Origin of the sequence: Paenibacillus sp. 19GGS1-52 (assembly GCF_022369515.1) — a bacterium.
Taxonomy (GTDB): domain Bacteria; phylum Bacillota; class Bacilli; order Paenibacillales; family Paenibacillaceae; genus Paenibacillus_AQ.
Genome location: NZ_CP059724.1, coordinates 1613889 through 1628149, shown reverse-complemented (window position 1 = coordinate 1628149; position 14261 = coordinate 1613889). Strand labels below are relative to the sequence as shown.

Here is a 14261-nt window from a genome sequence, read left to right as displayed (position 1 = left end):
GGTCTTCGCCTTGCCTTATGGCAGGGCTCTTTGTTATGTGAGCTAAAAGTTAGTGGAACCAGCTTTTGATCTGATCGAGAGCATTTTTGGCTTCCGGTCCGTTGTAGCCAAAGGCATTACCGACCATCTTCGTATATTCGTTGAACGTGGTCTCTCGGCTATACTTGTCACTCCACCAGCGCTTGGCGTTATAGTCAGAGTTGGAACCCACGTAAGTAAGCTCAATTCCCGACTTCTTATACACATGGTCAAAGATGAACTTCACCCGCCGCATGTGAAAATCTGAGGAGACGATGATGGCGGAAGTGAAACCCTGCTCCTTCATAATGGGCAGTGTGTACTCCGCATTCTGATAGGTGCTTAGCGCCGAGTCTTCGGTAAGAATGGCCTCCTGCGGGATACCGAGGGCAAGGGCCGTTTGCAACATATCTCCAACTGTGCTAGTTGACTCTTTAGCGTTGGATAGAATCATATAGGGGGCATAGCCAGCTTTATATAGTTCAGCAGCCTTCTCTACCCTGCCAGAGCCTCCACTAAGTACGATGATGACAGCGGCTTGTTGTGGAGGTTGGGATAAGGTGAGAAAGCGACCAGCGGTGAGGAAGAGAATAATTATTAGCAGCACGGAGATATATGTTAGTAACCTTTGCTTAGGTGATATGGCTTGTCTTTTCTTATGAATTTTCACATAATTTTTCATTTATGCGCTTCGTTACTCAGGATTTGTTGCCACCACTCTGCATTATCCGTATACCACTTGATAGTCTGGGCAATTCCTGTCTCAAAAGTGTAAGTAGGCTTCCATCCCAATCGCTCCAATTTAGATGGATCGATAGCATATCGTTTGTCATGACCCAATCGGTCTGTTACGAATTCGATAAGATCCTCAGATTTACCTAAGGTACTAATAATCGTCTTAACAACCTCTAGGTTCGTCCGTTCATTATGTCCACCCACATTATAAACTTCACCACTTACACCCTCATGCAGTACCAGATCTATGGCAGCACAGTGATCCCACACATGCAGCCAGTCACGGATATTCCTGCCATCTCCGTAGACGGGAACCTTCTGATCATTTAAGACTTTGGATATGGTCAAAGGAATCAGCTTTTCCGGAAAATGATATGGGCCATAATTATTTGAGCAGCGTGTAATATTCATCGGTAAGCCATATGTTTCATAATAAGCACGCACGAACAGATCGGACGATGCCTTACTTGCACTATACGGACTGTTAGGCTGTAATGGGGTATCTTCAGTAAAAAATACGGTTGGATCGAAATCCAGTTCTCCATATACTTCATCCGTAGAGACATGAACAAATTTTGTGATTCCAAAGGCTTTAGCAGCATCTAGCAGCACTTGTGTACCCATTACATTCGTTCGCACGAAAATGGCAGGATCAGTAATGGAGCGATCGACATGGCTCTCTGCGGCGAAATGGACTACAAAATCGAACTTCCCTTTCTCAAACAGAGACATGATCGTCTCTCTGTCCGCAATATCTGCTTGAACAAAACTATAGTTTTCTTTGGTTTCCAAATGAATATGCTTCGTCAAGTCACCAGCATAGCTTAACAAATCTAAATTCACTATATCGTAGTGCGGATATTTATTCACCATATATTGAACGAAGTTGCCCCCGATAAAACCGGCACCACCTGTGATTAGAACTTTATACTTATTCAAATATATGCACCCCAGTTCAATTAGCTTAACTTTATAACTTTTGTATTAGTTATTGTATGTGAAATTCAAGGAAGCATCCTTCAATATAGGTGCTTTCTCATCCTTGGCAGAAAGAACTGGCGTAACCTCAATGGGCCATATAATCCCAATAGCCGGGTCATTCCACAGAATACCACCGTCACATTCAGGAGCATACAGCTCATCGCATTTATACTGTACTTCTACATCTTCAGTAAGGGTCATGAAGCCGTGGGCGAATCCTTTAGGTATTAGTAGTTGCTTCTTATTCTCAGCACTTAGTTCAATTCCGAACCACTTGCTGTAGGTTGGACTGCCCTTACGAATATCTACTGCTACATCGTAAATTGCCCCATGTGTGCAGCGTACAAGCTTCGTTTGGGATTTAGGATTTAATTGATAATGTAGGCCGCGCAACGTTCCTTTGATCGCCGAGAAGGATTGATTATCTTGTACAAAATCCATGTCTATTCCTTGCTCTTTAAATTTAGAGTCACTATAAGTTTCCATGAACCATCCCGATGGTCACCGAAAACAGCAGGTTCAACAACCAATACACCTTGTAAATGCGTTTTTGTTATCTTCATCTCATCCACACTTTCAGTTAGTATTGGATCTTACCGGTAGCGACTTTCATCAGATACTTTCCATAACCATTCTTGCTCAGTTTGTTCCCGCAATTCCACAGATGCTCTTTGGTGATCCATCCGTTAATATAGGCGATTTCAGATGCCGCCTGCTAGAATTATACCTTTTCATGCAACACAATCCATTCTAATAGAATAACTCTAAATCCCCTTAAAGCAAATCTTTGAGAATGCAGGATAAATCTTTAACTCTACTATTCCAGCTATAGCTCTGATCTGGTCGCTTGGGGTTACTTGTATTGTAATTTTCATTAATTTCAATCAGTATTTTTTCAATTGAAAACTGATTATTATCAACACACCAATAGTCCAATCCACTATCCTCCAGGATTTTTTTTACAGGGTCATTCTCACCCTCATAATTGCTCAAGTAAATAATTGGAGTGCCACTACCAATATAATTAAATGTTTTTCCAGGAATCTGTATATTATTATTATTTCCAAATAAAAGAAGAAAATCTACTGTCACTAAGTATTTCATACACTCTTTATGATCCATCCATTCATGGAATTTGATAATATCACTTAACCCCAAATTATTAACTAATTGTATAATATCATTATGAAATGTTCCTATAAATTCAAATATGCAATTATGTAATTTCCCTTTAACATATAAAGATTTCAAAGCTAAAAAAAAGAGATTAGCATCTCTACTTTCTGGTTCAAGACGCCCAGTGTATAAAAATCGAGTTTTTCCTGATATGTTTACAAACTCTGGAATAATAAAATCTTTACTATCAAACCCCATTGGAACAACTTTGATCTTATTTTCATCTATTCTGTATTTTTCAATATATAGTTCTTTAGTAGTGTCCGTAGTCAAACTTATAACGTTAGCATTTGAAATGACCATTGATTCTAGCCACTTCTCAATAATATATCTCAATCCTGTACGTGGATTTCCCGGATCATAAACCCAAGGATCTCCATAATCAGCTACCCATGGTATATTCCACTTTTTCTTCAATATAAGAGCAATAAGATGTGATGTATAGGGTACTGCAGAACTTAATATTATGTCGGGCTTCTGCTTCAATTTTTTTTTGAATAAAATATCAGAAACTGCATAAGGGAGCCATTCAATATAAGTATCTGGGAGTAATATTTTCTTTTTCCAGCCAGACTTTGTTACTTTTTTTGTTATTTTATTAGTTACTTTCTTATTTCTGTAAGCCCATCTATGGAGTGGGCCAGGAAATGATCTAATAAAGGAAACATCCCCAGGAATATCCTCTAGCATTGAATTATCTACTAATGGTGTTCCTGGATAAATTTTAGTTGTTAATACTTCTACACTCCATCCAAGCTCTGCTAATTCTTTAATAAAATATGTTAATCTAGTTGCATGCGACCCTCCATTTGGAGGAGCTGCCTGCGCTATTATTAATATATTTGGCATTTTTTTCACCCCTTATCTATTTATACAATTCTAGTTTGAAATTTAAAATATAGTGATACCATAATTGATATGAGAATAAAAAATAGGGCATTATACGATATTAGTACATTCTCTCTAAATGAGAATAAAATACCCATCAAAATATAAGAATATATATATATATATGTAAAATATTCCATTTTTAAATATTTAAAAATTGTCATTGTTCTATAATATAAAAAGGTAATACCGTAAGCTCCAGTAAAGATGACAAAAGAAGATCCAAGTATTCCAAAATCCATTAAAAAGTAATAGTTATATGGAATTGTATTAAATGGGGTTGGGATATTTACAAAGTCTATACTAAGATCAACATTTTCAAATCGATAACCTATAGCATTTAAAAACTTATAAAAATTACTTAAAGACATTAAGCCCATACCTTCTCTGTTCCTATCCATCAATAAATCAAATGATGGAATATTTCCTGTTATATAAAGATATATGACTTTTAATCCACCAAATATCCCTTCACCTTGTCCTTTATTTAAAACAACTTGGGAAAAAGAAAATAATATAAGCAAAATAATTGGAATCACCAGTATTTTAATACTTATTCTAATAGTTCTTGTTAATAACAATATAAATAGAACTACCATTAAGGTTTGAATTAATATTGCTCTTCTAGGAGAAATCAAAAAGAATATTTCTATACAACTGATTATAATGAGTCTTTTTTTTTGTTCAGGAAATATGGATATAAGAAATACGTTATATGGAATAGCCAAAGTAGGAAGATTATAAAGTCTGCCTGATAAGCCACCAAACATAGCTAATTGACCATACGATGCTTCGTAGTTCCATTGTTTAAAAGCCACTGCTAAACCTGCACCAAAATCAACTGATTGGATAACTACATAAATGTAACTTAAATATCCCACAAAACTTAGGATTAGAAAGAAATTTGAAATTTTCATAGCTTTTAAAGAGTCGCTTTTATTAATAATTATTTTTCTAGGTAATAATTTCCGATTTCTATTTTGTGAATAAATTAGAGTTATTGTAGCAGTAACACTACCTATCACAAATGAAATATGAGCTAATGAAAGATTTACCCAAGCCTCTTTAGAAACCTTTATATAGCCAATTATAGAGAACACTTCGTCTAGAGACCACAAACCAATCACTATCACCCAAACACCTAGATATACCAATAATGGATGATAAGGACTCTTATTCCACAAGTGAATAATTGATAATAATACAAGAACAACAAACAACAATACAAACCACATTAAATTATTCCTTTCTTAAATTTATTGTAGTATATTCTTTTAACCTTTTTACGATAAACTAACATTAAATAAAATAAATATGTAATATTAAACACAAAACACAAAAACATTTTGAACAAAATAGAATCATTATTAAAGATTAAAAACAAGATTAAAATTACGAGCAAACCAATAATTAAAGCAATAAAAATGTTAATTAAAATATCCCAAGAAATTTTCCATAAAAAGAATTTTTTGGAGCCAAAATATACTAAACAACAATATATAAAATAACTTAGCGAAGTAGCCCAAGCAGCACCAATAAGACCAAAACTTGGTACTAAAAGAAAGTTTATAACTATATTTGCTACTGCTGTAATTATAGAATATATCATCATATTTAAAGTTTTGTCAGAAACTTCATAAACTTTGTGTCCATACATTGAAAGTTGCCATAACACAAATCCAATAGATATTATTCCAATTAAATAGTTACTTGTTGCAAATTTATGATCTAATAAAATTGATACTGCGTCATTTCCTAATAAAAATATTAATACTATAAAGGGAATTGCTCCCGCTAAATAATATGTTGTCATTTTTGAAATTAAACCTTGCACCTCAGAATTCCTATTTGATATTTTCAATCTCATAATCATTGGTGATACAGCCAACATAATCGGAGTGCTAATAAGTCCAATCCCTCCATATATTAAGCTGTAATTAGCAGAATAAATCCCTACTTGGTCCGCTCCATAGAATATCTGTATAATGAATCTATCTCCCGAGTTTAACAATTGTGCACTCAAAAAAAACATTATCATGGGTAAACCATATTTGACAAAGCTTTTAATGTATTGGGTTATTACAGGGTCTTTATAACTTTTTATTGTAATTCGAATTCTAATTTTGACATTAATGAACATGGGTATAATAATAAAAATCAATGCTAATATATAGCCTAATAATATTTGATTCACGGATTCATTAAATTTGTAAATCAATATTATCGGAAAAGCCAACTTAAAAATTGAAAGTATCAAATTAAAAATACTATACAAACCAGATTTTAGTTCACTTTGTAAAATTACTAAAAGGATAAAATAAATAATATTTAAAATAGTTAAAATTACTATAAAGACATATAAATGAATTTTATCCATAAATAATGGTGCAGCAATTATTGAAACAAAAATGAATAATATTAGAATATATATAACACTTAAAAATATCGAGCTTTTTATCTTCAATATTTTCTCGTTTTCCATAACACCAGGTAAATATCTAGCTATAGATTGCTTTAGCCACTCTGCACTTACTGCGGTTAATATATTTATCACTGACATAGCTAACATGAAATAACCATATTCAGATGTATCGAGAAGATTAGTAAATATAGCAGTTGAAATAAGTGTCAATAGTGCAGGTATTAATGTACCAGGAATATATTTAATAGCACTTCTAATTAAATTCATATATTACCCCACCCTATTACTTTGTTGCGAATACTGTAATTTTAGATATTATTAATCTGTAGCAATTCGAATAAGTACTTTTTAATCTTTTCAGCGTTGAATTTTTTTTCCCATAATCTTCTTGAAGCTCGAGATTTATTTAACCAACTTTGTTTGTCATTACATAACTCTATTACCGAAAATATCCATTCATTATTTTCATTTATTAAATACCCATTATCATAGATTAATTCCTTATTCATTCCAACATTAGAGATAATAATTGGTAAACCACAGCCAATGTTTTGTACAGCTTTAAAAGCACATTTTCCTTTTGTTATTTCATCGTCACTAAGAGGCATAAGACCAATATGTGCTTTTAGCATTTCATCTAATGCTCTATCTCTATCCCAGACAATATTCTCAATTTTCAACTTTTTTGTTTTCATAATTATATTTGCATTACTAACAATTCTGAGAATTAGTTTCTTTTCATTTAACTGTGTGGCCGCCTTATCTAATTCTTCTATTATATTTTCTAAATAGATCAAATTAATTTTAGTACCTACCCATAGAAGTACTACTTGATCATCAAATTCTTTTAATCTAGCAATATTTACTCTTTCAATATCAATATTCTTCATCATAATATCTGAAGTATTAATAACATCTATCTTATGAAAATACTTTTTATCAATCTTTTCTTTTAAGAATTGATTACCAACAATTATCCTTCTTGAAGAATCAGAAAGTTTTTTCTTTTCATAGTGTGTAATTTCCTTGGTCGCGAAAATATTATCATCAAAATCCCAGTATATCTGATAAGACTTTTGTAGTGCTTTCTTAAGCAGAAACATCCCTAATGGGCCTATAAATTTTGGAAAGACCTCTCTCTGAATATATATTATATATCCTTTATTTCGATACATTTTCAATAAAAATAAAATTCTTCTTATATATCCAGCTAAGAACCCATAATAAACCTTATTAAAAAACCTTAAACTTTTATTATTTTTTTTTTCATAATACTCATTTTTTTCGAATTCGCTTATTAATATGTTTTCATTAGAATAATCTTGAATATATTGATATATTCTATAATATGTACTCGGTCTATATTTCAAATTCCTAACGAATATATAAGTTTTCAAGTTCATCTTCCTATCATTTTTTACTTACAACATATGATCGTATACTTTCAAAAATCAAACTATTGGTTTAATAACAACTTCCACTTTTTGGTGAACCAAACTATTAGCTGGGATAATCCCCTTGATAATAGTTCCTGCTCCTATAACACAATTATCACCAATTATACTTCCCTTTAAAATCACAGAATTAGCTCCAACAAAGATATTATTCCCTAGCTCAACAGGTGCTTTCTTATAGCCTTCCTTATTAACAATTTTCCCGTGTCCATAAATATGATCATGATCATAGAATAAAACATTTGGTCCAAACAAGCAGTTATCACCAATTTTTATACGTTCATGACATGTAACAATACAACCATTATTAAAAAAAACATTATTACCTATCACTAAATCCCCGTTTCGCACGGCTAGTGTTACACCAGTTCTAGCACTAACTCTTCCTTTAAAAGTTAACCTTGAATTCCGTCCCCTAATATCTATTCTTGTATTCACAGACAGAAATTGAATTTGGGTAAAGAAAATACCTTTATGACGGAACAGTTTCAAGATATTCAGCCTAAACAGATTATAAATTACTCTAATTATCATATTTATGTACATCATAATAATAAAAGCCTCCGTTACTTCTGATAGGAAGACCACCAGTCCACAAACCTTCCAATTCCCTCTTGAATAGGAGTATCTGGCTTAAAGCCAACATCATTAATGAGATCAGTGACATCCGCATAGGTTTGATAAACATCCCCAGGCTGCATCGGGTGATATTCCTTAATGGCCTCTTTACCAACTGCAGATTCAATGGCCTCGATAAAATCCATAAGTTTTTCCGGCTTGTTATTCCCTATATTATAGATCTTATAAGGTGGCACCTTAATCAGTGCAGGAGAATTAGGTATAAGCCGAATTATGCCGTCAATTATATCATCTATATAAGTGAAGTCGCGAAACATATTCCCATTATTAAATACTTTGATAGGCTTGCCTTCCATAATTGCTTTGGTAAAGGAAAAGTAGGCCATATCAGGTCTACCATAGGGTCCATATACTGTAAAAAAACGCAACCCGGTGGTTGGAATTGCAAAAAGGTGACTGTAAGTATGAGCCATCAATTCACTCGACTTCTTGGTTGCTGCATACAAGCTCACTGGTTGGTCAACCATGTCCTCTGTAGAAAATGGGACCTTCTTATTCGCACCATATACTGAACTTGATGATGCATAAAGAAGATGTTTTATCTGATGATGTCTACACATTTCAAGGATATTCAAAAAGCCAACAATATTGGATTGGATATATGTATCCGGGTTTTCCAAACTGTATCTTACTCCTGCCTGAGCTGCAAGATTTACTACAATATCAATATTATACTCTGTAAAGAGCTTCTCAAGATAAACCTTATCAACCAGATCAGCTTTATGAAATACAAAGCTATCATACTTACTCAATATATCCAGACGGCTATACTTGAGGTTTATATCGTAATAGTCATTAATATTATCGAGTCCTATAACCCTGCAGCCTAGCTCTAATAGTTTCTGCGATAGATGCATACCAATAAAGCCGGCAGCACCAGTAATAAGATATGTTTTTGTATTATCAACAGGTTTTAATAGCATATTCAAACCCCTACCCCAAAGTATTGAAAGCCTTTTTCGATCAACGTGACTTTGTTATAAATATTTCTCAAATCAAAGAAATAATTCCCACCATTTATTTCTCTAAGTCGATCAAAATCTAGATTTCTAAATTCATTCCACTCGGTAAGTAATACTATTGCGTCTGTATTTTCAATAGCTTGATATGTATCGTCACACCAGACAATATTCTCTTCTATATCTTTAAGTCTCCATTTACCTTCCTTTTCACCTTCAGGATCATAGACTTTTAGATTCGCACCATGCTTAGCAAGTTCAGGTAAAATCACTAGTGAAGGCGCATCTCTCATGTCATCTGTATTAGGTTTGAATGTTACACCGAGTATAGCAATTGTCTTCCCTTCAACGTTACCCATGGCATTCACAATTTTTTTTACCATTCTCAATTTTTGTCTTTCATTTGCTTGAACAGTAGTTTCAATCAGAGAAATCGGTTCCCCACAGTCTTGTGCAATCCGTGCAAGAGCTAAAGTATCTTTAGGGAAGCAGCTACCGCCGTAACCCGGTCCTGCGTGCAAAAATTTAGGTGAGATCCGTCCATCTTGTCCCATAGCTTTCGCTACTTTCTGAACGTCTGCCCCTACCATTTCGCATACATTAGCGACCTCATTGATAAAAGTGATTTTCATTGCAAGAAATGCATTAGAAGCATATTTAATCATCTCAGCCGTCTCAATGTTGGTTTCCACAAAAGGAGTTTCATTAATATAAAGTACTCTATAGACCTCTTTCATGACTTCAATCGCGTGCTCACTTTCAGCTCCAATAACCACTCGGTCGGGATGTGTGAAGTCTTGTACTGCCGAACCCTCTCTTAGAAACTCAGGATTCGAAACAACATCGAACCTATACTCCACTCCTCTTTCATTTAGAGTATCCTGGATCATAGCCTTCACCTTTTGACCCGTTCCTATTGGTACTGTTGATTTATCAACAACCACTTTATAACCATTCATATAGGTTGCTATACTTTGCGCTACAGAAATTACATACTTCAAATCTGCGCTGCCATCGTCAGCAGGGGGCGTGCCAACTGCTATAAAAATAACATCATTATTCTCAACTGCTTCTTTAATATTAGTAGTGAAATCAAGGCGTTTAGTCTCATAGTTTTTCTGAACTATGACATCAAGCCCTGGCTCAAATATAGGAATTATTCCGTTCTTTAAGTTATCAATTTTAGTCTGATCAATATCTACACACGTTATCGTATGCCCAAAATCAGAAAGAATTGCTCCCGATACTAAACCCACATATCCTGTACCAACTACCGCAATTTTAGACATCATTTACACTCCATATCAATGGTATTAACTGCAGATTTCTTTAACCTTACTCATATAAGCTTGCACTACAATATTTCTATCAAACTCTCTCTCGACTTTAGTTCGCGAATTTATCCCCATTTGTAATTTATCTAGGTAAGATAAATGGATAAACTTTTCAATCTTATTAACCAAGCTATTGGTATTCTTGGCTTGAAATGTGTAGCCATTGTTACCTTCCGATATAGTCTCTCTACAACCTGGAATGTCAGAAGCAATTAGAACCCTTCCTGTCGCGGCTGTCTCAAGTAATACATTTGATAAGCCCTCGCCACCATGAGATGCTTGAATAATACAGTGCGATTCTTCAAGAAAGGGTTTAACATCAGATTGATATCCCAGATACTTTATGTATCCTTCTTCAGCATATTGATTAATCATTTCGTTATAATAAGGCTGTGTCTTTTCGATAAATCCAATCAGATTAAATATGGTATTAGGATATTTCTGTGTTATTATCTTTGCCGCTTCAAGATATTGATCTATTCCCTTATCCCTCATAATTCTTCCAATGAATATAAATGTTAACGCTGTTACTTCTGGAGGGAATTGCTTGTATTCAAAATCCATTAAATTCACACCTGAGCCTGGAATCAGCTCGTGATTACTTGTAATAGATTTGCTCTCTAGTAAAGTGTTTCGATCCTGTGTATTCTGAAAAAATACACAATATGATTTTTTTAGGCTAACCTTATAGAGTAGTGATAGAAATTTCTTGAGCACCGAATTATGGCTAAAACCACTTCCCAGTCCAGTAATATTATTAATACAGGGTATTCCCAACAGTCTGGTTGCTAATCCACCATACAGATTCGGTTTTATCGTATACGTAAGAACAACATCTGGTTTAACTTTTCTGAGAATGTGAACATAATGTAGAAGAAGTTTTAGGTCAGAAATAGGATTTGTCCCTCTTCTGTCCACTTTCGTTTCTATGAACTTACATCCCCAGGTAACCATAGTTGCAACCTTTTCATCCATTGGTAGAGAAATGTATACTTCATACCCATCCTTCAGCAGTTCTTGGATTAGCTCTTTTCGAAAGTTATAGATCACAAAACCATGATTCCCAAGTAACAATACTTTTTTCTTCATGAATTCTTTCCACCTAGTTACATACTTATTTTTATTGAATTCTCGAAATCAACTACACAATAATCGAATGAAGGGGGCAATGTCTGATCATAGACCTTACTTCCAAATATTTTGTTAATTATATTTATTTTATTTGACATTATTTTTAGCGATGGGTTGAATATCTTTACTAGCTTAATTTTTTTATTCATGGCACTAGCCATTACTCTAATTATGTCGGATGTACTTACATACTCTTTATTCTGAGGATAAAAAATCCCTATAACTTTTTTATCGATGACTAATCTTAAAAACTCACATAAATTATCCACAAAAATCATACTTCGTTGATTTCCTATGTCTGGAAATATTGGGGAGCTCTTAGCTAATTTTTTGAGCCTAGGAAAGTTCCCTTTGCAATTCGGACCATATACCATGGGCGTTCTAACTAAGACTGTATTAAATTGTTCACTGCTCAATTTCTGAATAGCAATATCTGCCTCCAATTTACTTCTCCCATAGAAATCAGCAGGATCTGGTTTCGTTTCCTTGGTAATAACCATGTTTTCACCAATCTTGCTATCAGATCCATAAATAATCATACTGCTCATAAAAATGAACTGTTTAACCTTCTCCCTCTTTGCTTTATTAGCAACCTCAATAGCCAAGTCTCGATTAATTTCATAGTATTGCTGTTCCAAATTAGGATCAGCAGACACATGTGCAATTCCAGCTACATGAAGCACAACATCATAAATAGAGAAATCATGTAGCTTCCATTCAGTACCTCTGACCGACAATTCCACTATTTCATATTGCTCAGGCCATTGCTCTAACCATTTGATGAGACTCGTTCCTATATAGCTACCTTTACCGGTAATTAATATTTTTCGTTTGGACATTTATAAAGTAGCTCCTTCGGTATTTGAAGTCACTTCTTGATCCGTTACGCCTTCTCTTATACCATCAGATTTAAGGACACTTAATACAGTCAATAGAAATACCTTCAGGTCAAAAAAAAGTGAGAAATCGCCAACATACTCTCCATCCAGTTTTGCCTTTTGTTCAATGGGAAGTTCATCCCTCCCATTAATCTGAGCCCACCCTGTTAAACCTGGCTTAATATCATTTGCCCCGTATTTATCCCGTTCAGCTATCAAATCGAATTGATTCCATAGCGCCGGACGGGGCCCTACGATACTCATTTCACCCTTGAGGATATTAATGATTTGCGGCAATTCATCCAAGCTTGTTCTCCTAAGAAACTTTCCTACTTTAGTTATAAAGAAATCAGGGTCTTCCAACATATGAGTTGGCATCTCGTTAGGCGTATCTGTCCGCATCGTTCTAAATTTAAGGATATAGAACTCGGTTTTGTTCTTTCCTAATCGTCTCTGTCTGAATAGGATAGGTCCTTTAGAATTCAGTCTTATAGCAACAGCAATGATCAAGAAAAAAGGCCATAACAGGAGAATCCCAATTAAAGCCAGTATGAAATCAATAATTTGTTTCCCAATAATATATGGCCTCATAAATCCACCTGACCTTTAGACTAATAATCTAATTCCCCATACCTTCAGCCAAAGCCAATCCAGCTTGCAACTCGGCCTCAAAAGTACTTCTATATTGATTAATGATATCTGTGCTATAGCCGTTAGCTTTTAGTTTCTGCTCTGCGTCAGCTACTATACTATTGAAACTAGCCGTAAAGGATGCTAGCTGTGATTTACCCTTCGCCATAATGCTCTGCTTGCTGGCATCGTCCTTAGCTGCAACATATTCCAAAGCAATACCTATAAGCGTGGATTGGCTTTGAGCTCTAAGCGCATTAAGTTTACCTTCCGTGGCACTGGTTATACTTTCATAGGTGATAGTTCCAGTTCCAGCTCCACTACCGGCTGATCCTGATGAATTTGTTGGAGCTGGGGTAGCTGTCACTGCTTGATTTCCACTACCACTGTTTCCTTGCCCAGGATTGGTGCTATTACCATCGGTCTGTTCTATATAGGCCTTTGAAGCAGCAGTTATAGTCTTCGATTTCTGATCCCAAGTAATGTTATTACCTACTGACTCTGATAGAAAGCGCAGGGGAACATACAATGATCCGTTCAATATATAACTTCCCTGACCCGTCGGTACACTCTTAGCTGTGCCATTAAATTCATAGCTCGCCATAACATTATTTAAGGCAATACTCTTCGTCGCGACTGTAGTGCCATTCGATGCATTCATTAAGTATTCTTTAATAACAACCATTTCTGCAGAGCTTGGTTCAGCCACCGTAACTTTAACATTCTTGGCATCCCAGCTCACACTCTTCTGCAGAGCATATGACATAAAGCGTAGGGGAACATAAGTTGTATTATTATGGATGAATACATATTGTCCTTCAGGAGGCAACAGGCTTACACCGTCAAATACCATCTTCACATTCATATTCTGTACCTTGATTGACTTGATAGTTGCAGCTGTACTTGCGCTTACTGCTGCAGCTGATGCAGATAAGGGTGCGGATGCCGTTAAGGGTGCTATTCCGATTAGCATAACCAGCAATAAAGCTGCGGCTGGAAATTTCATTTTAGACATG

The 14261-nt window shown here is 34.8% G+C and carries 13 protein-coding genes and 1 pseudogene; all 14 read right to left on the bottom strand.

Annotated elements, in window-relative coordinates; translation table 11 throughout:
* Positions 1–49 precede the first annotated feature (49 nt).
* Positions 50–700: a YdcF family protein gene (locus H1230_RS07650; RefSeq protein ID WP_239714923.1), complete on the bottom strand. Its 651-nt coding sequence runs from the start codon at positions 698–700 to the stop codon at positions 50–52.
* Positions 697–1692 (bottom strand): dTDP-glucose 4,6-dehydratase, encoded by a 996-nt coding sequence (gene rfbB, locus H1230_RS07645; protein ID WP_239714922.1) that lies wholly within the window; start codon positions 1690–1692, stop codon positions 697–699. Before rfbB ends, H1230_RS07650 begins: the two co-directional genes overlap by 4 nt.
* A gap of 45 nt (positions 1693–1737) precedes the next feature.
* A pseudogene (rfbC, locus tag H1230_RS07640) lies at positions 1738–2297 on the bottom strand (dTDP-4-dehydrorhamnose 3,5-epimerase).
* Positions 2298–2508: 211 nt separating this feature from the next.
* Positions 2509–3759, bottom strand: coding sequence for a glycosyltransferase (locus H1230_RS07635; protein WP_239714921.1), 1251 nt, complete (start codon positions 3757–3759; stop codon positions 2509–2511).
* Between the two features lie 20 nt (positions 3760–3779).
* Positions 3780–5033: an O-antigen polymerase gene (locus H1230_RS07630; protein ID WP_239714920.1), complete on the bottom strand. Its 1254-nt coding sequence runs from the start codon at positions 5031–5033 to the stop codon at positions 3780–3782.
* On the bottom strand, positions 5033–6487 hold the full coding sequence (locus H1230_RS07625) for a lipopolysaccharide biosynthesis protein (RefSeq protein WP_239714919.1): 1455 nt from the start codon (positions 6485–6487) through the stop codon (positions 5033–5035). Before H1230_RS07625 ends, H1230_RS07630 begins: the two co-directional genes overlap by 1 nt.
* Before the next feature lie 41 nt (positions 6488–6528).
* The gene (locus H1230_RS07620; RefSeq protein ID WP_239714918.1) at positions 6529–7617 is read right to left on the bottom strand and encodes a glycosyltransferase family protein; all 1089 of its coding nucleotides are present in this window, start codon (positions 7615–7617) and stop codon (positions 6529–6531) included.
* 54 nt (positions 7618–7671) lie between these two features.
* Positions 7672–8223 carry an acyltransferase gene (locus tag H1230_RS07615; protein WP_239714917.1) on the bottom strand — a complete coding sequence of 184 codons (552 nt, stop codon included), beginning with the start codon at positions 8221–8223 and terminating at the stop codon, positions 7672–7674.
* A 17-nt stretch (positions 8224–8240) separates the two neighbouring features.
* Positions 8241–9236 carry an NAD-dependent epimerase gene (locus H1230_RS07610; RefSeq protein ID WP_239714916.1) on the bottom strand — a complete coding sequence of 332 codons (996 nt, stop codon included), beginning with the start codon at positions 9234–9236 and terminating at the stop codon, positions 8241–8243.
* Between the two features lie 2 nt (positions 9237–9238).
* Positions 9239–10564, bottom strand: a complete 1326-nt coding sequence (locus H1230_RS07605; RefSeq protein ID WP_239714915.1) for a UDP-glucose dehydrogenase family protein — start codon at positions 10562–10564, stop codon at positions 9239–9241.
* A gap of 21 nt (positions 10565–10585) precedes the next feature.
* A complete protein-coding gene (locus H1230_RS07600) occupies positions 10586–11695 on the bottom strand; it encodes a glycosyltransferase family 4 protein (protein WP_239714914.1) in 1110 nt (369 codons plus the stop codon).
* A 17-nt stretch (positions 11696–11712) separates the two neighbouring features.
* Positions 11713–12576, bottom strand: coding sequence for an NAD-dependent epimerase/dehydratase family protein (locus H1230_RS07595; protein WP_239714913.1), 864 nt, complete (start codon positions 12574–12576; stop codon positions 11713–11715).
* Positions 12577–13206: a sugar transferase gene (locus tag H1230_RS07590; RefSeq protein ID WP_239714912.1), complete on the bottom strand. Its 630-nt coding sequence runs from the start codon at positions 13204–13206 to the stop codon at positions 12577–12579. It lies immediately after the preceding gene.
* A gap of 28 nt (positions 13207–13234) precedes the next feature.
* A complete protein-coding gene (locus H1230_RS07585; RefSeq protein WP_239714911.1) occupies positions 13235–14260 on the bottom strand; it encodes a copper amine oxidase N-terminal domain-containing protein in 1026 nt (341 codons plus the stop codon).
* Between the last annotated feature and the right edge of the window lies 1 nt (position 14261).

Bases quoted from the DNA above. Each gene is read 5' to 3' on its own strand.
- H1230_RS07615 (WP_239714917.1), bottom strand. From the start codon at position 8,223: ATGATGTACATAAATATGATAATTAGAGTAATTTATAATCTGTTTAGG.
- H1230_RS07610 (WP_239714916.1), bottom strand. From the start codon at position 9,236: ATGCTATTAAAACCTGTTGATAATACAAAAACATATCTTATTACTGGT.
- H1230_RS07585 (WP_239714911.1), bottom strand. From the start codon at position 14,260: ATGTCTAAAATGAAATTTCCAGCCGCAGCTTTATTGCTGGTTATGCTA.
- H1230_RS07590 (WP_239714912.1), bottom strand. From the start codon at position 13,206: ATGAGGCCATATATTATTGGGAAACAAATTATTGATTTCATACTGGCT.
- H1230_RS07650 (WP_239714923.1), bottom strand. From the start codon at position 700: ATGAAAAATTATGTGAAAATTCATAAGAAAAGACAAGCCATATCACCT.
- H1230_RS07635 (WP_239714921.1), bottom strand. From the start codon at position 3,759: ATGCCAAATATATTAATAATAGCGCAGGCAGCTCCTCCAAATGGAGGG.
- H1230_RS07600 (WP_239714914.1), bottom strand. From the start codon at position 11,695: ATGAAGAAAAAAGTATTGTTACTTGGGAATCATGGTTTTGTGATCTAT.
- H1230_RS07630 (WP_239714920.1), bottom strand. From the start codon at position 5,033: ATGTGGTTTGTATTGTTGTTTGTTGTTCTTGTATTATTATCAATTATT.
- H1230_RS07605 (WP_239714915.1), bottom strand. From the start codon at position 10,564: ATGATGTCTAAAATTGCGGTAGTTGGTACAGGATATGTGGGTTTAGTA.
- H1230_RS07625 (WP_239714919.1), bottom strand. From the start codon at position 6,487: ATGAATTTAATTAGAAGTGCTATTAAATATATTCCTGGTACATTAATA.
- H1230_RS07595 (WP_239714913.1), bottom strand. From the start codon at position 12,576: ATGTCCAAACGAAAAATATTAATTACCGGTAAAGGTAGCTATATAGGA.